Below are 17,213 nucleotides of genomic sequence, written 5' to 3' on the forward strand. Positions count from 1 at the left end.
GCATACATGACCCGATGCACCGCGCCAGGCCGGCCTCTCGACGATCGGCGCGTCGGACGATCGCGGGGCATGGTCCTGCTGCGGTGCAGCGTGATCGTCGTTCAGCCATGTGACGCCCGCGTGACGCGCCGGGGCGAAGCAGGTTGTCATACGGGCGACATAGTTTTGTCATGAAATGACGCGCGCTTCATTCTGAGCCCCGATTCCCTGGTTTGCCCGACATCACTGGTGCGAACCGAAATTGCGCAGGTGGGCCGCTATCCGGCCTGAATTCTTTCCATGCTTACCGTCGCCCCCGAGTCGGCCATGTTCGATGAGAACGTGCGCTCGCTACCGCTGCACGCGGTGTTCCAGCCGATCGTCGCCCTGGCGAGCGGCGACGTGCTTGGTTATGAAGCGCTGATTCGCGGGCCCGCCGGCTCCGCGCACGCCACCCCCGATGCGCTGTTCCGCATGGCTCAGGCCGCGGGCACGACCGTGGCGCTGGAAACCGCCGCGGCGCACACCGCCTTGTCGTCGTGGGCGGCGCTGCATTTGCCGGGCAAGCTGTTTCTCAATTTCAGTCCATTGACGCTGCGCCATCTGCTCGATCGACAAGGCCAGGGCATGGCGGCTTTGCTTGGGCTGAACGGCGCGCCCGACGCACGCGCCGCCATCGCGCCATCACGCGTAGTGATCGAAGTCACCGAGCAGACCGCGGTCGGCGACGCGACCAGCTTTGCGCGGGCCATGGGCGTGCTGACCGAACTGGGCCTGCAATACGCGCTGGACGATTTCGGCACCGGTCATGCCAATCTCGATCGGCTGGCCGAGCTGACGCCGGAGTTCGTCAAGATCGACAAGTCGCTGGTGCGCGGTATCGGCGCCAGTTCGCGGCGGCTTGAAGTGTTGCGTGCCGTGCTGCGGATGATGCATGGACTGGGCGGCGGCGTGATCGCGGAGGGTATTGAAGACGCCGAGGAGCTGGCGCTGGTGCGCGACCTTGGCGTGATGGCGGGGCAGGGCTACTTTCTCGGACGGCCTGCGCTGTCTCCGCCGCTGGAACCGTCGCCACAGGTGCGTGCCGTGCTCGATTCAAGCCAGATCGCAGTGTTTCCACAGACGCTGCGCACGGGACGCTCCGGCATCACCGCGGGCCAGTTGTTGCGTCCCGCGCCGGCAGTCAGTGCGCACACGTCCAACAACGAGGTGCTGGCGCGCTTTCATGCGCATCCCGACCTGCATGCGATGGCGGTGATCGACGACAGTGGCAGGCCACTTGCGCTGATCAACCGGCAAAGTTTGATCGATCGCTACGCCACGCCGTTTCATCGTGAGCTATACGGACGCAAGGCATGCATCGCGCTGGCCAATCCGGCGCCGCTGTGTTTCGATCGACGCGTGACGCTGGACGATATGGCGAGCCTGTTTGCGGGCGAGCATTCGCGCGCATTGGCCGACGGCTTCGTGATTACCGATGCGGACCGCTACGTCGGTCTGGGCACCGGCGCGGACCTGCTGCGCGCCATCACCGAAGTGCGCATGGAGGCGGCGCGCTATGCCAACCCGTTGACTTTCCTGCCCGGCAATATCCTGTTGAACCAGCACATCGACAGATTGATCGAGGCGGGCAGTCCGTTTCATGCATGCTACGTCGACCTGAATCATTTCAAGCCGTTCAACGACCGCTACGGGTACTGGAAAGGCGACGAGCTACTGAAGGGCGCGGCTGCGATCCTGGCGCAGGCGTGCGATGCGGCGCGCGACTTTCTCGGCCACGTCGGCGGCGACGATTTCCTGGTGCTCTATCAGGGTCTGGATTGGCGCGAGCGTATTGAGGATGCGATGGCGCGTTTCAATGACGGCGCGCTGGCGATGTACGCGGCTGCGGATCGCGTGGCGGGCGGCATTCACGGGGAAGACCGCTTCGGTCGCCCGGTGTTCCATCCACCGGTGACCATGGCGGTTGGGGTGGTCCGTGTGGGGGCCGAAGCGATGGCGACGCTGAGGCTGGGCAGCCAGCATATCGGCGCCGCCGCGGCGGTTGCCAAGCGTCGCGCCAAACGTCTGGCGCATGGCCTGGTGATCGTCGACATGGCCGAGCTGGCTGCGCAGGGAGAACTTGACGTTTGACGTTCGGCGGCTAGCGGCTAGCGGCTAGCGGCTAGCGGCTAACGGCTAACGGCTAACGGCTAACGGCTAACGGCTAACGGCTAACGGCTAACGGCTAACGGCTAGCGGCTAGCGGCTAGCGGCTAGCGGCTAGCGGCCGGCCGATGGCAGCAGGCGGTGAGGCATTTGGCGGGTCACGGAGAGCTCTTCGCGTGCGGCGTTGTCGAGGATGTCGAGCCGATAGCCCTTGGCGTAGACCACGGAGACCGTGACGCCGTTCTCCGGGCATAGATTGAGCGTGCGGCGCATGCGTGAAACCAGTCCCGCGAGCGCGCGCGAATCGGGCGGCAGGTCATGGCCCCAGATCGTGTTCTCGATGCGCGGGCTGGCAAGAATGCGGCCGGCGTTGGAGAACATCAGCATGGCGAGGTCGAATTCCTTCGGCGTCATCGGAATGCGCTCGCCGTTCAGCGTCGCGTAGCGGCCCGGGCTGTTCAGTTCATACGGACCCGCGCGCAGCGGCATCTGGCCGCGCAGCCGCGTGCCGGCCATGCGGCGGCGCAGCGCCGCGATGCGCGCGAGCAGTACGCGCGCGCTGAGCGGGCGCACCACGTAGTCGTCGGCGCCGGCGTCCAGTGCTTCAACCATGTCGTCGTCGCTGCTTTCACCGGAAAACATGACGATCGGCACATCGCGATTGCGCACCGCGCGCACCGCGCGGATCACGTCGATGGCGGAGATGTCCGGCAGCTCCTGATCGATCAGCAGCATGTCGTAGTTGTCGTGGCCCAGACCATGAATCAGGTCTCGACCGGCCTGGAAGGCGCTGCACTTGAAGCCTGCGATGGACAACAGTTCCTGCATCGGTTGAAGGGGAGAGGCGCGGCCGGCCAGCAGCGCGATATTAGCTTGGGCATTCATACGAAACTATCGAACAGGCGAAATGCATTGATATGGGCAAACACGTTGCAGCGTAGCCATCGGCCATACCATCAACAATCGCGGTTCCCTTAAATGGCCTGCCTCGACGTCGTAATGCAACGGGTAGGGATGGAAGAATTTTTATCCACAGATCTTGTGGATAACCGTTGCGAAATCTCGGCTGGCGCGGCGGTGCGGCGGGGTGCCGCCCGGCCTGACTAAAAATTAGGCATGGTTTGCGCGATGCGTCGTTGCGCACTGCGACGAAGTGACGCGCTATGCCAGAATAGAGGCCCTTGTTGTCCGGGCGCCCTCGGTGCCGGTCGTCTATGTTCACTCCTAGCGTGATTGCCGCAGTCGTGCTGACGTTCCACATCGTGGGCATGGTGGCGGCGCTGCACGCCGTGATGACGGTGCGCACCGCGCCCGGCGCCATCGCGTGGGCGGGATCGCTGGTGATGATGCCGTACTTCGCGCTGATCCCGTACCTGATCTTCGGCCGCAGCCGCTTCGAGGGCTACGTCAATGCGCGACGATTCAATAACGATCGCATGCGCGAGATCCGGCTCGGCATGGACGAACAGGGGCGCCAGGCGCTGCGCGCGAGCGTCGTGCATGCCCCGGCACAGGCGTGCATGCGCGCGCTGCCGCGGCTCACCGGCATCCCTTGCCTGAACAACAACGATGTGCGCCTGCTGATCAACGGCGAGGCCACGTTCGACGCGATCTTCGCCGCCATCGACGCTGCGCGCGAGCAGATCCTCGTACAGTTCTTCATCGTTCACGACGATACGCTCGGCCGCGAATTGCAGCGTCGGCTGTGTGAGCGCGCGCGCGCCGGCGTCAAGGTCCATTTTTTGTACGACAGCATTGGTTGCCATGCGCTGGGCCGTGGCTATATCCGTGTCCTGCACGAGGCCGGCGTGCAGGCGCGTGCGTTCTCGACCCATCCGGGTTTCGTCAACCGCTTCCAGCTGAACTTTCGCAATCACCGCAAGCTGGTCGTGGTGGACGGAGCGCGCGCGTTCGTGGGCGGGCACAACGTCGGCAACGAATATCTGGGTCGGCGCGCGCCGCTATCGCCGTGGCGCGACACCCATATCGAGATCCGCGGCGCAGCGGTACTCGATCTGCAGATGGCATTCGCCGAGGACTGGTACTGGGCCGCGCGCGAGGTGCCTTACCTGATGATGCCGCCGCCGGGCCCGACCGGAAACATGGTGTGCCAGATCGTGCCGTCCGGGCCGGCCGACGCGCAGGAAACCTGCTCGCTGTTCTTTGTCGAGGCGATCCAGTCCGCCACCCGCCGCCTGTGGATCACGTCGCCGTATTTCGTGCCGGACGAAGCGGTCTCCGCCATGTTGCGGCTGGCCGTTCTGCGTGGTGTCGACGTGCGCATCCTGATCCCGTCGCGCCCCGATCATCTGGTGGTTTACGCGGCGTCGACCATCTACGCGTACCAGGCGATTTGCGCTGGCGTGAAGGTGTATCGCTACGAGCCCGGGTTCCTGCATCAGAAGGTGATCCTGATCGACGACGAGGCGGCTGCGGTGGGCACCGCCAATCTCGACAACCGGTCGTTCCGGCTCAACTTCGAACTGATGGTGATGACCGCGCATCCGGCGTTTGCCGCCGACGTGGCGCGCATGCTCGAGGCCGATTTCGCCCAGGCCCGCCAGATCGGCCGCGACGACTTCCTCGATTCGCCCGCGCTGCTGCGCGTTGCGATGCACGTGGCCAAGCTGTTCGCGCCGATTCTCTGACGGCGGCGGTGCCCGTCACGCGATGCGGCATTTGTGTACACTGTCTACTATTATGCCAGGAAAATTGTGGACGACGTTCACATAGGAGCCGACATGACCCGCACGGTCGCCGCCACACCGCCTACGCGCACCACATACCGACACGGAGACCTGCGCCGCGCCTTGCTGGAAGCCGGTATCGATCTGGCCCGCGACGGCGGCCCGGACGCCATTGTGCTGCGCGAGGCCACGCGACGCGCCGGTGTGGTGCCCAATGCTGCGTATCGACACTTTGCCAGCCGCCAGGACCTGCTGCAGGCGGTGCGCGCGGCGGCGCTTTCGCGGCTGGCTCTGGCCATGGAGTCGGAACTGTCATCGATCCCCGGCGACGCCTCTCCCCAGGAGCGCGCGCGCGGCAGCCTGCGCGCGGTGGGCGCGGGATATCTGAAATTTGCCTTGGCCGAAACCGGACTGTTTCGCACGGCGTTCTCCACGCCGGACGAGGTGGAGGGCGACGTCGATCCGGCCAAGGCCGGTGACAGCGGCATGAACCCGTTCGAGTTGCTTGGCTCGGCACTGGATCTCTGGGTGGAGGCCGGGATGCTTCCGCCGGCGCGGCGGCCTGGCGCCGAATACATCGCGTGGTCCGCCGTGCACGGTCTGGCGATGCTGCTGATCGACGGGCCGCTGCGCGCGCACGCACGAGAACAGGCTTCGCTGCTTGGACAGCGCGTGATTGATATGGTGGAAAAGGGCCTGTAGCCGGCTCTGGCATGCCGAAAAAAAAGATGCCACGGGCGGGGATCCACGTGGCATCGGAAGAATGAGTATCAGGGAGGGGTATCCCCCGAAACTCGGTTGGGTCACCCATATTGCATGGGTGGCTCGCAGTGTAATTAGACGATTCTGATTTCTAAATCGGATTACCCTTAATTCAGGAGCGTTTCTGTACGTACGATGTCCAAGCACGGAAGGTCGTCGTCATGACCTCGGCAAAGACACGCGGGAGACAAATCATGGGTGGCATTCGTGGCCGGATGACGGGCCTGCTGGGCGCAAGCGTGCTGGCACTGGGCGGCTGCGTGGCATATCCCGGCTACGACGTCGCATCCGGCTATGGATATGGATATGGCTACGACAGCGCCAGCTATGCCGGCACGTTATCGAGCGGCTACTATCCGGCCACATCGTATGGCTACGCATATGGATATCCCTATGGCTACGGCTACCCATATGGCTATCCCTACGGATATTCGCCATGGCCGGTGTATGGCGGTGTGTGGATCGGCTCCGGCTACTACGGGTATCGCGGCGGCTATCGCGGTTACTACGGCTATCGCGGATACCACGGCTACTACGGATACCACGGTTATGGCGGATACCACGGCTACGGCGGTTACGGCGGGTACCGTGGATATGGCGGCGCTTACGGTGGCTACCGCGGCGGCGGCCGCGGAGGAGGGGGTGGGCGTGGCGGCGGAGGGCATCACTAGGTGCGTGCCCGTGCAGCGCCCGGCGTCATTGCCTGACGTGCCGCACCTCACCCAAGGCGACACCGCCATCGTCACCACCTCTACATCGGTGCAGTGAGCGACGTTACGGCAACTGACGCAACTGCCCGATCACCGACATCAGTCGGCCGTGCGCCACGGTCACTGCCGTTTCGTCCTGCAGCGCTTCCTGGTAGCGCTTGCGAAACGTCTGGTCGCCGCGCTCGCTGAACAATTTCTGCGTAGCGCCTGCCACGGCCCGGCAAGTCTCGTCGTGGTGTTCGTCGCCATCGAGTTCTTCATCGATTTCGATGATCAGGCGCGACAGCGGATCGAGCCAGCGGAAGAATGATTCTTCCGTGACGAGCTGCACAAATTGCCCTGCGGGAATCGGGCCGTGCAGTCTTTCATACTGGCCACGGTCATAACCGATAACTTCCTTGTGTACTTCGAGCAGTGCCGCGCGCAGGGCTCGTAACCCCGAGCGGCGGGTTTCCTGGATAGCAAGGAACTGTTCGCTGGGCATGCCCATCTCCACTTTCCTGTTCATGGGCAGGCAGTATGACTTGGCCCTTCGCGGCGTCCTCCCGAGGTCGCCCTTCGCCTGCCCGTTGTTGTTGGGGCACACGCGTGCATGCGCGATCGCTTGCACGGTGCGAATCCAGTATAGGCAGGCGCCATGCTGCGATCTAGCGTTGGGCTCTAGCGAAATACCCGTATTGCGGCCCTGCGGCAAAGCATGCGGGCCAAGCCATGCGCGCGTGCGCAGGCGGTGCGCGTTGCGGTGCAACGATGCTTCTGCGTGGTCAGACCGTTGATTGGCGCACCAGATATCGCTTGCAGACTTGCGGATGCCGCAGTGTGCCGCGCGCACTATCGTGATGTCAGCCGCATCTGCGCCACCAGAGGCAGGTGATCTGACGCCAGCCGAGCCAACGCGCTGCGGTGGCTTGAAACGCCCAGCAGATGCGCACGCGGGGACGTCCAGATGCGGTCGAGCGCGAGCAGCGGGTAGCGCGACGGAAACGTCGCAACGTGAGGCGTGCGTTCGAAATATGCGTGCAGCCAGCGCAGCGGACGGCCCCACAGGAACCATTCGTTGACGTCGCCGAGCAGGATGGTCGGTTGCGCGGGTGCTTCGGCCAGCGCAGTCAGCAGCCTGCGCACTTGCCAGCGGCGCTCGCTGGGCCGCAGCCCCAGGTGCGTGGCAATGACGCGCAGCGCGAAGGTGCCGGATTCGATTGCCGTGCATTCGAGCCACGTGTCGATCGCGCCGCGCGGCTCGCGTCCCTTGACGCTGAGGTCGATATGCCGAACCTGCATCGGCCGGTAACGCGACAACAGCGCGTTGCCGTAGTCGCCGTCGTCGCGCACGAGTGTCGGCCCCGGAATCGCATGAAGCCCGGTGCGTTGCGCAAGAAAGCGCAGCATGTCGAATCCCGTCGCGCGCGTTTCCACTTCCTGCAGCGCGATCAGGTCAGCGCGCAGTTCTGCAATCACGTCGCTGATGCGATTGGGAACGAAATGGCCGTCGGTGCCCACGCCGCCATGGATGTTGTAGCTGGCCACTGCGATATCGGCATGCAGCATGCGCGGATGCGCAGCCGGCGCATTCACCGGGCCCCCTTGCCAGACGGCGCGCCCTGGTAGTGCGAGTGGCGCGCGTCCGAGGCCTGGCCGCGCGCCGTACGAGCGTGCGCCGTCGATGCTTCGCGACGCTGGCGACGCCGCCGCAGGATCCACCAGACCGCCGCCGGAATCAGTAGCACCAGTGCCAACAGCGCGAATGTGCCTGCGCCAGGATTGCGCGCCACGGCCGCAATGCGATCGACCAGCGACGCGGACAGGATGATGCCCGGCGACATCCCAATCGCGGTACCTAGCAGGCAGTCGCGCAGACGAATGCGCGACGCGCCCACCACCAGATTGACCAGCGTGAATGGCGCGACGGGCACGAGCCGCAGCACGACCATCGCCAGCAGGCCGTGCTGGCTGACCTGCTGGCTCAGGCGGTTGAGACGGCGTCCGCCGAAGCGCTGCACCGCGTTACGGCCCAGCATGCGTCCGGCGCCATAGCCTGCCGCGGCGCTGGCGACGGTGCCGCCCAGCGCGATTGCCCCGCCATAGAGCGGCCCGAACACCACCACGGTGACAACGATCAGGACCGTCACCGGCAGCATCACCAACCCGCCAAGCACGTAGGCGCCCAACATGGCCAACGGTGCCAGCGGCATGTCGTCGACGCGCTCCACCAATGCCAGCAAATGCCGGAAATCGGCCCATTCGCGCAGTGGCGTATACCGCCAGGCAAACGCCACGCCCGCCAGCACCAGCAGGAAAGCCACCAGCATCGCCACGCGGCTGGCCACGCGCGGCCGTGCTTCGTGGCTGACGAACTCGGCCATGATCTGATCGGTGTCGATGGGTTCCATCGGATCGAGCAGCGTGGCGTCGGGCAGTGCCGCATCGATGTCGGCCGGCACGGTCGGCGCGAACGGTTGCAGCGTGCGTCCTTCGGGGCGATGCAGCGCCGCGAGCGTGTCGTTGAGACGCCCGTGCGCGGCCATTGCATCGGCCAGCGCATCGGACGTGACGGCCAGGTGCTCGCACAGCAGGCGGTCACGCATCGCACGGATGCCGTGGGCAATGCGCGGATCGCCGTTCGACTCGATCGCGAGATTGCATTCGGTATCGAGCCCAAACGACCGGTTGCTCAGGTTGGCCGAGCCAATGGTCAGCAGGCGGTCGTCCACGGCCATCACCTTGCTATGGACGTTGACGCAGGCATCACCCAGCCCCGGTATATGCGGGCAATAAAGCTGGAATCGCTCGCGCGGATCGACGGCGCGCAGTTGCCGATACAGCCGCGCGCGCAGCACGCCCATGCTGGCCTCTTCGAGCCACCCGCTTTCCGTGCGGCGCGACACCAGCGCGATGTCCGGCGCGTCCGGTTCTTGCAGCCGCGCGGCGAAGGCATCGGCAATCAGGCCGGAGCTGAAGTACTGGTTTTCAAGATAGATGCCGTCCCGGGCGGCGGCGATCGCGTCGACGTACAACTCGCGGATTTCATCGATCGTAGGCGCATCGTCCCGCGCGGGAAACGTGCGGCTGATGGCTACATCGATATCGGTCAGGTCGGGCGCGACGGTATCGTCCCACAGGTTCGACGTGCCATGGATACGGCTGACATCGGGCACGCGCGGATGACGCCCCGTTGCATCGCGCCAGCGCTGTGCCGCCATCTCGCCCAGCGAAGCCGCGGCGGCGCCTTCCACCATGCACTGCACGTCGTGGAACGGCGCATAGGGCTTGCCGTCTGGATCGACGCGACGCGGGTCGTCGGCCAGATGATGATGCGTGTCCCAGCGCCGAATGGTCAGGTCGAGTCCACCGACGAATGCCAGCCGATGGTCGATCACGACCACTTTCTGATGATGCGAAGCGCCAGCCGGATGGTTGCCGTCGAGATGAAACGACAGACGCCGATGCGCTTGCCAATGCTGCTTGGCCGCGGGCAGGAACTCGCGCTCGAATGCGAACACCATCGCAAAATCCCAGCTCAGCACGTAGATGCGCAGACCGCGCCGGCGCTTGCACAGCGCGTTGAGGAAGTCGCGCAGTTCCACCGGCAAGCCGTCGGCAGGGTCGTCGGCCGACAGGCGCATGCGGCTGTCGATATCCCAGCCAAGAATGAAAACGGTGTGTTCCGCATGCGCCAATGCGTGGCGCAGCGCGGAGAAATACGCGTCGGCATCAACCAGCATGGCAAGCCGCTGGCAAGGGTCGACGCGCCAGCAATTGTGGCCCGGACGCAATAGCGGGGTATCAGGGGGAATATCGGGTTGGGTCGACATGGCGAAAGGTTCGCTGCGCAAGTTTCGTACCGGTAGGCCCGATAACACGCAGGAAAGCGCCCTGGCCGCGCGCGCACGCCGCCAGCATGCGAGCGTCAGAGCCCCGGCGTCACGCTATTGCTGGCTGCGAACGCCACGACGCCGTGTGCGGCTTACTTTTCTTTGTAAAAGTTGCGCGTGTCAGCGGCGTCACGCCGATGCGCTGCGCCACGCGCCGGGCGGCATACCAAAGCGTCGCGAGAAGGCGCGAGTGAAGGTGGTCTGATCGGGATAGCCGACGCCAATGGCGATATCCGCCAGCGGCATGGTGCCTGCCATCAGCCACTGCACGGCCTGGTCCAGCCGCAGGCGCGTCTGGTAGCCATGCGGCGTGTCGCCGAAGGCCTGGCAGAAGAGGGTATGGAAGCGGCGTGCGCCCCAGCCGACGCGCGCCGCTAGCGCTTCCACGCGCAACGGTGTGCAGAGGTGCGCGCGCAGATAACTGTCGATCGCCGCCACCGGAAAGCGCGCCGCATCGTCCCGGTCATCGTCGAGACCGAGCATCGCGGATATCGCACCGGCCAACACGGCAGCATGTTGCCAGGCGTATTGCCGTGGGGCGACGGGCGCGCGCGGCGCGGTGGCCAGCCCGCGCACGCGCGAGGCGAACGCACCATCCATCGGCAGCAAGCGTGGCCGCGACATCAGCCGCGCGGGCAGCGCCACGGAGCTGGCGGGGAAATCGGCCACGAGCTGGAGGTTGTCGGTCAGTCCCGCACACAGGTGGTGGGCGCCGGCAGGGATCACCAGCCCGTGGCGGTCATCCACGCGGTATGCATGGCCGTCGATTTCCAGTTCGATTTCGCCATCGACGCCAAACAGCAACTGGTGATAGTCGTGCGCATGGCCGAACGGCCGCCGTGGATAGCGGCGCGGTTCCACCAAAGGGCAGGCGTGCTCAACGAGCTTGGGCATGACGCGGTTTCCCCGGGGTCTGGCACAGCCACACGCCAACGCCCGCCACACCCATACCCAGCCACTGGACCGGGCCGAGGCGATCGCCAAACAGCACCGCAGCTTGCACGGCTGCAAGGGGCGGCGCCAGGAACATCAGGGCCGCGGCATTGGCGGCCTGTCCGCGACGCACCAGTCCCAACAGCAGCCATGTGCCCGCGCCCGACAACACCACGGCGGCCCACGCCAGCGCGAGCCATAGTGTCGGTCCGGTCTGCCAGCGCATTGCGGCCGGCCCGCCCGATGCAGCGACAACCACCGCCGCCACCAGCAGCGCGCCAGTGTTCTGCCATGCCGAACTGGCACGGATATCGGCCTTGGCAATCGAGGTTTTTTGCAGGAGCGTTCCCATGGTGATGGAAAGAATGGCAAGCACGCCAATCGATACGATCCACGGCGATACCGCATGCGGCGCGCCGGCACGCATTGCGGGCAAGACTACCAGACCCACGCCGAGCGCGCCGAGCGCCAGCCCGCGCCACGTGCGTGCCGACGGCTGTTCCTTGAGCAGCGGGATCGCCAGCAGCGCGGTCAGCAACGGCTGCAGGGCGCCCAGCAGCGCCATGATCGACGGCGACAGTCCATGCGCCACCGCGCCATAGCCGGCACACAGGTAGACGCCCTGCATCAGTGCGCCGGCCAGCAGATGGCGCGGCACCTGATGCAGCGCGGGCCACGCGGCACGACTCGCCAGCGCCACCACGGCAAACATCGTCGCGGCCAGCGCAAACCGCGCCAGCAAGAACAGGCTGGTGTCGGCAACCGGCACCACGGCCTTGCCGACGATAAAGCCGGTGGACCAGATCAGCACGAAAGCCATGGCTGGCAGCCAGGCGGGAACAGGGCGGGGCATTGGTGGACGAGACAGCAATAGGGCGGGTGTGGGCGATCGGAAAATAACGTAGGCCGTGCCGCATCAGGCGTTTTGGCGGCATTCTCCATGAGACTAACGCGGCGCGGCAAGCGCCGTCTTGGCGTTTTCTGCACTGTGTGGACTGCGCGTGGGCTGCGACATCCTGGGCGCCGCGCATGCCTGCCGGCCTTTCGCATTGCGCGGCGATGGATCCGGTTTGCGGTAAGGTTCGGGCCATTGCACCACCCAATATCGAAAGCCATGACCCATGCCGCCGCCGCACCCCAGCACCGCCTGATTGCCGAACTCGGACTCGAGCCGCACCCGGAGGGCGGTTTCTATCGCGAGACCTATCGCGATGCGGCGCGCGTCACGCGGCTGGCCGACGGCGCGGAACGCTCCGCATCCACCGCCATCTATTACCTGCTGTGCGACGATGCGTGGTCCGCCTGGCATCGCATCCGGGCCGACGAGGCGTGGCACTTTTACGCGGGCGACGGCATCGACGTGCATGTGTTGATGCCCGATGGCGCGCTGGTCACGCATCGGCTCGGGCATCCGCTCACGCAGCCGGGCGCGGTGTTCCAGGCCGTGGTGCCGGCCGGATGCTGGTTCGCCGCCGAACGCCGCGCGGGCACCGAAGGTTATGCGCTGGCGGGATGCACCGTCGCGCCGGGCTTCGAGTTCAGTGAATTCCAATTGGCCGATACGGCGCAACTGGCGCGTTCATATCCGGCCCACGCCGCATTGATCGCCCGGCTCGGCCGTCGCTGAGGTGACGCAGCGACGCCGCAACGGCGTGCGTCAGCCGCCATTGACCTGCTGGCGCAGATAGTCGACCACGCGTGTCACGCGGGGCGGCAACTGCCATTCGGAACGGCGGATCAGCCACAGCGTGTCGATGACGGGCATCTCGCAGTTCATGACCTCGATCGCCGCTTGCTGCGCAAAGGCCTGGCGTGCATAGCGCGGAATGACGGTAAAGCCGAAGCCGCGCGCCACCGGCTCCAGCATCAGGCTGACCTGATTGCTGAAGCCGCGGCAGGGCAGCGTTTGCACGCCGGGATTGCCGGGAAAATGCCGGCTCAACAGCCGCTTCGCCATTGCCTTGCCATCGGGATGATCGACGAATCCGAGCCGTTCCAGGTCTTCCCAACTGCGCACTTGCTCGCCGGCCGGATACACCAGTTCAAGCGCTTCTTCGCTGAACGGGCTTGCCGCCAGACGCGGATCGTCTGGCTTGAGCGACACCAGGCCCACGTCGAAACGGTTCTGCAGCACGCCTTCGAGCACCTCCGCGTCCGGTGCGAAGCGATGCCGGACGATCAGCCCCGGCACCTTGGCCTGCAGATCCAGTAAGCGCGGATACAGGAACAGCCCGATGCTGCCGGGGGTGATCAGACCCACCACGCCGGATTCGCCATCCTCGGTCAGCCGTGCGCGCAGGCGCTCGTTGGCCAGTTCCATGTCGCCGCAGTATTCCAGCAGCGCCTTGCCGGCCGGTGTCAGTTCCAGCGCGCGCGGACGCCGGATCAGCAGCGGCCCGAGTGCGTCTTCCAGATGACGGATGTGCTGGCTGACGGCGGCCTGCGTGAGGCCGAGCGCATCAGCGGCACCGGTGAAGCTGCCGGCCTGCGCCAGCGTGGCGAACGAGCGCAGCCATTGCGGATTGAGCATAATGAAATCTTATCGAATCGATAACGTCGAGGTGGTTTTCATTATAAGCGTGTCGCCGTACCATTTGCTGCACAGCAACTCTCAGGACACGCAATATGACCACTCCAGCGCTTTTCACGCCGTTCCGTCTGAAAGACGTCTCCTTGCGCAACCGCATCGCGGTGCCGCCGATGTGCCAGTACAGCGCCACCGATGGCCTGACCAACGACTGGCATCTGGCCCACTACACGGGCCTCGCGCGCGGCGGCGCCGGCTTGGTGATCGTGGAAGCCACGGCCGTATCGCCGGAAGGGCGAATCACGCCGGGATGCACAGGGCTGTGGAACGACGAGCAGGCGCAGGGCATGGCGCGCATTGCAGCGGCCATCAAGGCCGGCGGTGCAGTGCCGGGCATTCAGATCGCCCACGCCGGCCGCAAGGCCAGCGCCAATCGGCCGTGGGAAGGCGACGACCATATTCCCGATGGCGATCCGCGCGGCTGGACGCCGATCGCGCCGTCGGCCAAGCCATTTGGCGCGAATTTGCCCAAGGTGCCGCAGGCCATGACGCTCGACGATATCGCGCGCGTGCAGGCCGATTTCGTGGCCGCCGCGCGTCGTGCGCGCGACGCCGGATTCCAATGGCTGGAACTGCATTTCGCGCACGGCTACCTTGCGCAGAGCTTCTTCTCGATTCACGGCAATGCGCGCACCGATGCCTACGGCAACGACGCCATCGGCCGCGGCCGCTTCCTGCTGGAAACCCTCGCGGCGGTGCGCGAAGTGTGGCCGGAAAACCTGCCGTTGACCGCGCGCTTCGGCGTGATCGAGTACGACGGCAATGACGCGCAGACGCTTGCCGAATCGATCGAACTGGTCCGCGCCATGCGCGAAGGCGGGCTCGACATGCTCAACGTCACCGTCGGCTTTTCTACGCCGGATGCGCAGATCCCCTGGGGCCCGGCGTTTCTGGCCCCGGTGGCCGAACGTGTACGCCGCGAGGCCGGCCTGCCGGTGGCCGCGGCGTGGGGCATCGACGATCCGGTGATCGCCAATCGCGTGGTTGAACAGCGTCAGATGGATCTGGTGATGGTGGGGCGCGCGATGTTGTCCAATCCGCATTGGCCGTATCAGACCGCGTTGAAGCTTGGGCTCGAACGTCCGTCGTGGGTGCTGCCCGCGCCGTATGCGCATTGGCTCGAGCGCTATCGCGTGCAGTCGGCCTGAAGCAAACTTGGTTGACATGGGCATCGCGGGCGCGCCCATGTCAAGCGAGCATGGCCGCGCGAAGGCCCGGTGCGATAGCGTTGCGCAGGGCGTGTTGCCGCGGCCATGCTGGCTGGCATGCGCGCCAGCGCGCCCCGCTGACGCTGCCCCTTACTCGATGATGTCGAAGTCGGGCAGGTAGGCGTCGTTCAAGGTCAGGCCCAGGCCCGGCAGGTTGTCGTCAAGCTGCAGAAAGCCGTTGTCCGGCGCCGGGTCGCCCTTGAAGATGTAGTAGAACAATTCGTTGCCCACCTCCACGTCGTGCACCGGAAAATACTCCGACATCGGCGATGCCGTCGACGCCATGGTCAGGTGGTAGTTATGCATTTGCCCCGCATGCGGGATCACGGGCACTGACCACGCTTCGGCCAGGGCATTGATCTTCTGTGCGGCGGTGATGCCGCCCACGCGATTAGTGTCGTACTGGATCACATCGACCGCACGGCGTTCCAGCAGATCCTTGAATCCGTATGACGTGAACTCGTGTTCGCCCCCGGAAATCGGAAACGGACTGATCTTCTTCAGTTCGGCATAGCCTTCGATGTCGTCGGCGATCACGGGCTCCTCCAGCCAGCGCGGATTGAATTCCGCCAGGCGCGGGATCATGCGGCGCGCGTATTCGAGCGTCCAGCCCATATAGCATTCGAGCATGATATCGACGCTGTCGCCCACCAGCTCGCGCAGCAGCCGCACCTGTTCGAGGTTTTTCTGCATGCCGGCTGGCCCATCCTTGGGCCCATAGCCGAAGCGCATCTTCATCGCCGTGAAGCCCTGGTCCAGGTAGCGCTGCGCCTCGCCCAAAAAGGCGTCGCGGTCATCGTTGTTGTACAGCTTGGACGCGTAGCACCAGATCTTTTCCTTGGTACGGCCGCCCAGCAGCTTGAACACGGGTTTGCCCGTGGCCTTGCCCATCAGGTCCCACAGAGCGATGTCGACGGCCGAAATGGCGGCCATGCCAATGCCCTTGCGGCCCCATGCGTGGGTGCGCCGATACATCTTCTGCCACAGGTATTCGTTGTCGAACGGGTCCTGACCGATCACGATCGGCGCCAGATACTGGTCGACGATCTGCTTGGCCACGCGCGGCGCAAGCGCACAGTTGCCGATGCCGACATGGCCGTCATCGGTTTCCACCTCGACTACCAGCCAGCCGTGAAAGCGGAACGACCCCATCGCATCGCCGCGATCGAATAGCAAATCGGTGGCATTGGTGCAGAAATGCGCTTGCGGCGGCACCGTCTTGCCTTTCCATTCGAATACGCGCGCACGGACGTTGGTGATCTTCATGGTGTGATGCCTCTTTCGAAAATTGGATCAGGCGGCGCTGGCCTGCGTTTGCGCCAGGCGTCGCGCACCCATCTGGCAGGCCAGGTGGAACGCTTGCAGTGTCGCGCCGGGATTTGCGCGCCCTTGCTGCGCGATGTCGAAGGCGGTGCCGTGCGCGGGCGTTGTGATCGGCACCGGCAGGCCGCCCTGCACGGTGACGCCGCGCGAGAAGCCCATCAGCTTGATGCCGATCTGACCCTGGTCGTGATACATCGTGACGATGGCGTCGAACTGCCGTTGCGCGGCGTCGCCCTGCACCTTCAGGAAGATCGTGTCCGCAGGGAAGGGACCCTGCGCCGCCACCCCGCGCGCCTGGGCGCGCTTTACCGCCGGCTCGATCACGTCGATTTCCTCGCGCCCGAAAGCGCCGTTGTCGCCGTTATGCGGATTCAGACCGCACACCGCGATGCGCGGGCGCGACAGTCCCGCGCGGCGCAATGCGTGGTCGATCAGGTCGATGGCATCGCCGACGCGCTCCGGCGTGATCATGGCCGGTACATCCCTGAGCGCCACGTGCGACGTGACGCGCGACGTCCACAGGCCGTCGAGCACGTTGAATTCGCAGAATGGCCCATGAAAATCGAGCTGTTCGGCAAACCAGTGCAATTCATCGTTGTGACCCATGCCCGCGGCATGCATCGAACTCTTGTTGAGCGGTCCAAACAGGATCGCGTCGGCCTGATCGGCCTGCGCCAATCCAAGCGCCACTTTAAGCGTGCCGAGACAATACCGGCCGCCTTCAGCGCTGGCGATGGCGCGCGGGTACGCCGGGATGTCGTCGAGCGTCCAGTGATAGAGGCGCGGCCCCGCTTCCGTGCCGTGAAAACCGGGGCGGTCCACTTCAGGCAGCGACAGGTCAACGCCTGCCACCGCCATGCCGCGCCGCCATTCTTCGCGGTCGGCAATGAGCAGGATGCGGGCCTGCGCGGCAGCCGGATCGGCCAGCAGCCGGGCGATCAGTTCGGGGCCGATGCCGGCAGGGTCGCCGAGCACCATGGCAATACGGGGTCGATGTGTCATGA

General features: G+C 65.3%; 15 protein-coding genes. 6 read left to right on the forward strand and 9 right to left on the reverse strand.

Annotation, left to right across the window (positions count from 1 at the left end; translation table 11 throughout):
- Window positions 1-279 precede the first annotated feature (279 nt).
- Complete coding sequence (locus F7R19_RS11335) at window positions 280-2,112, forward strand: EAL domain-containing protein (RefSeq protein ID WP_150980602.1); 1,833 nt, start codon at window positions 280-282, stop codon at window positions 2,110-2,112.
- Window positions 2,113-2,241: 129 nt separating this feature from the next.
- On the opposite strand, the gene F7R19_RS11340 is transcribed toward F7R19_RS11335, so the two are convergent.
- A complete protein-coding gene (locus tag F7R19_RS11340; protein WP_150980605.1) occupies window positions 2,242-3,012 on the reverse strand; it encodes a response regulator transcription factor in 771 nt (256 codons plus the stop codon).
- Between the two features lie 329 nt (window positions 3,013-3,341).
- On the opposite strand from F7R19_RS11340, the gene cls reads away from it, so the two are divergent.
- The 3 genes from cls to F7R19_RS29745 all read left to right on the forward strand — a co-directional run bounded on the left by cls (window position 3,342) and on the right by F7R19_RS29745 (window position 6,247).
- Window positions 3,342-4,775 (forward strand): cardiolipin synthase, encoded by a 1,434-nt coding sequence (gene cls / locus F7R19_RS11345; RefSeq protein ID WP_150980608.1) that lies wholly within the window; start codon window positions 3,342-3,344, stop codon window positions 4,773-4,775.
- Between the two features lie 93 nt (window positions 4,776-4,868).
- The gene (locus F7R19_RS11350) at window positions 4,869-5,516 is read left to right on the forward strand and encodes a TetR/AcrR family transcriptional regulator (protein ID WP_061956704.1); all 648 of its coding nucleotides are present in this window, start codon (window positions 4,869-4,871) and stop codon (window positions 5,514-5,516) included.
- A 254-nt stretch (window positions 5,517-5,770) separates the two neighbouring features.
- Window positions 5,771-6,247, forward strand: coding sequence for a hypothetical protein (locus F7R19_RS29745; protein ID WP_170292589.1), 477 nt, complete (start codon window positions 5,771-5,773; stop codon window positions 6,245-6,247).
- A gap of 103 nt (window positions 6,248-6,350) precedes the next feature.
- Here the strand turns inward: F7R19_RS29745 and F7R19_RS11355 are convergent, their stop codons facing one another.
- From F7R19_RS11355 to F7R19_RS11375, 5 genes are all read right to left on the reverse strand, one after another.
- Complete coding sequence (locus F7R19_RS11355) at window positions 6,351-6,776, reverse strand: hypothetical protein (protein WP_061956745.1); 426 nt, start codon at window positions 6,774-6,776, stop codon at window positions 6,351-6,353.
- A 341-nt stretch (window positions 6,777-7,117) separates the two neighbouring features.
- Window positions 7,118-7,834, reverse strand: a complete 717-nt coding sequence (locus F7R19_RS11360) for an endonuclease/exonuclease/phosphatase family protein (protein ID WP_150980611.1) — start codon at window positions 7,832-7,834, stop codon at window positions 7,118-7,120.
- Window positions 7,835-7,857: 23 nt separating this feature from the next.
- Window positions 7,858-10,098 carry a VTT domain-containing protein gene (locus F7R19_RS11365; RefSeq protein ID WP_150980613.1) on the reverse strand — a complete coding sequence of 747 codons (2,241 nt, stop codon included), beginning with the start codon at window positions 10,096-10,098 and terminating at the stop codon, window positions 7,858-7,860.
- Window positions 10,099-10,287: 189 nt separating this feature from the next.
- Complete coding sequence (locus tag F7R19_RS11370) at window positions 10,288-11,052, reverse strand: helix-turn-helix transcriptional regulator (RefSeq protein ID WP_150980616.1); 765 nt, start codon at window positions 11,050-11,052, stop codon at window positions 10,288-10,290.
- Window positions 11,036-11,944, reverse strand: a complete 909-nt coding sequence (locus F7R19_RS11375; RefSeq protein WP_150980618.1) for a DMT family transporter — start codon at window positions 11,942-11,944, stop codon at window positions 11,036-11,038. The genes F7R19_RS11370 and F7R19_RS11375 overlap by 17 nt, the downstream gene beginning before the upstream one ends.
- 261 nt (window positions 11,945-12,205) lie before the next feature.
- Here F7R19_RS11375 and F7R19_RS11380 point away from each other — a divergent pair, with 261 nt between their 5' ends.
- Window positions 12,206-12,718 (forward strand): cupin domain-containing protein, encoded by a 513-nt coding sequence (locus tag F7R19_RS11380; protein ID WP_150980621.1) that lies wholly within the window; start codon window positions 12,206-12,208, stop codon window positions 12,716-12,718.
- Between the two features lie 30 nt (window positions 12,719-12,748).
- On the opposite strand, the gene F7R19_RS11385 is transcribed toward F7R19_RS11380, so the two are convergent.
- The gene (locus F7R19_RS11385; RefSeq protein ID WP_061956714.1) at window positions 12,749-13,621 is read right to left on the reverse strand and encodes a LysR family transcriptional regulator; all 873 of its coding nucleotides are present in this window, start codon (window positions 13,619-13,621) and stop codon (window positions 12,749-12,751) included.
- 95 nt (window positions 13,622-13,716) lie between these two features.
- Between F7R19_RS11385 and F7R19_RS11390 the strand changes: the two genes are divergently transcribed.
- The gene (locus F7R19_RS11390; RefSeq protein ID WP_150980623.1) at window positions 13,717-14,826 is read left to right on the forward strand and encodes an NADH:flavin oxidoreductase/NADH oxidase; all 1,110 of its coding nucleotides are present in this window, start codon (window positions 13,717-13,719) and stop codon (window positions 14,824-14,826) included.
- A gap of 150 nt (window positions 14,827-14,976) precedes the next feature.
- Here the strand turns inward: F7R19_RS11390 and F7R19_RS11395 are convergent, their stop codons facing one another.
- On the reverse strand, window positions 14,977-16,152 hold the full coding sequence (locus F7R19_RS11395) for an L-rhamnonate dehydratase (RefSeq protein WP_061956718.1): 1,176 nt from the start codon (window positions 16,150-16,152) through the stop codon (window positions 14,977-14,979).
- Window positions 16,153-16,179: 27 nt separating this feature from the next.
- On the reverse strand, window positions 16,180-17,211 hold the full coding sequence (locus F7R19_RS11400) for a 4-hydroxythreonine-4-phosphate dehydrogenase PdxA (protein WP_150980626.1): 1,032 nt from the start codon (window positions 17,209-17,211) through the stop codon (window positions 16,180-16,182).
- Window positions 17,212-17,213: the final 2 nt, after the last annotated feature.

It is taken from the genome of Cupriavidus pauculus (assembly GCF_008801835.1).
GTDB classification, from domain to species: domain Bacteria; phylum Pseudomonadota; class Gammaproteobacteria; order Burkholderiales; family Burkholderiaceae; genus Cupriavidus; species Cupriavidus pauculus.

Excerpts from the sequence above, each read along its gene's own strand:
- F7R19_RS11335 (WP_150980602.1), top strand. The coding sequence starts at position 280 with ATGCTTACCGTCGCCCCCGAGTCGGCCATGTTCGATGAGAACGTGCGC.
- F7R19_RS11340 (WP_150980605.1), bottom strand. The coding sequence starts at position 3,012 with ATGAATGCCCAAGCTAATATCGCGCTGCTGGCCGGCCGCGCCTCTCCC.
- cls (WP_150980608.1), top strand. The coding sequence starts at position 3,342 with ATGTTCACTCCTAGCGTGATTGCCGCAGTCGTGCTGACGTTCCACATC.
- F7R19_RS11350 (WP_061956704.1), top strand. The coding sequence starts at position 4,869 with ATGACCCGCACGGTCGCCGCCACACCGCCTACGCGCACCACATACCGA.
- F7R19_RS29745 (WP_170292589.1), top strand. The coding sequence starts at position 5,771 with ATGGGTGGCATTCGTGGCCGGATGACGGGCCTGCTGGGCGCAAGCGTG.
- F7R19_RS11355 (WP_061956745.1), bottom strand. The coding sequence starts at position 6,776 with ATGGGCATGCCCAGCGAACAGTTCCTTGCTATCCAGGAAACCCGCCGC.
- F7R19_RS11360 (WP_150980611.1), bottom strand. The coding sequence starts at position 7,834 with ATGCTGCATGCCGATATCGCAGTGGCCAGCTACAACATCCATGGCGGC.
- F7R19_RS11365 (WP_150980613.1), bottom strand. The coding sequence starts at position 10,098 with ATGTCGACCCAACCCGATATTCCCCCTGATACCCCGCTATTGCGTCCG.
- F7R19_RS11370 (WP_150980616.1), bottom strand. The coding sequence starts at position 11,052 with ATGCCCAAGCTCGTTGAGCACGCCTGCCCTTTGGTGGAACCGCGCCGC.
- F7R19_RS11375 (WP_150980618.1), bottom strand. The coding sequence starts at position 11,944 with ATGCCCCGCCCTGTTCCCGCCTGGCTGCCAGCCATGGCTTTCGTGCTG.
- F7R19_RS11380 (WP_150980621.1), top strand. The coding sequence starts at position 12,206 with ATGACCCATGCCGCCGCCGCACCCCAGCACCGCCTGATTGCCGAACTC.
- F7R19_RS11385 (WP_061956714.1), bottom strand. The coding sequence starts at position 13,621 with ATGCTCAATCCGCAATGGCTGCGCTCGTTCGCCACGCTGGCGCAGGCC.
- F7R19_RS11390 (WP_150980623.1), top strand. The coding sequence starts at position 13,717 with ATGACCACTCCAGCGCTTTTCACGCCGTTCCGTCTGAAAGACGTCTCC.
- F7R19_RS11395 (WP_061956718.1), bottom strand. The coding sequence starts at position 16,152 with ATGAAGATCACCAACGTCCGTGCGCGCGTATTCGAATGGAAAGGCAAG.
- F7R19_RS11400 (WP_150980626.1), bottom strand. The coding sequence starts at position 17,211 with ATGACACATCGACCCCGTATTGCCATGGTGCTCGGCGACCCTGCCGGC.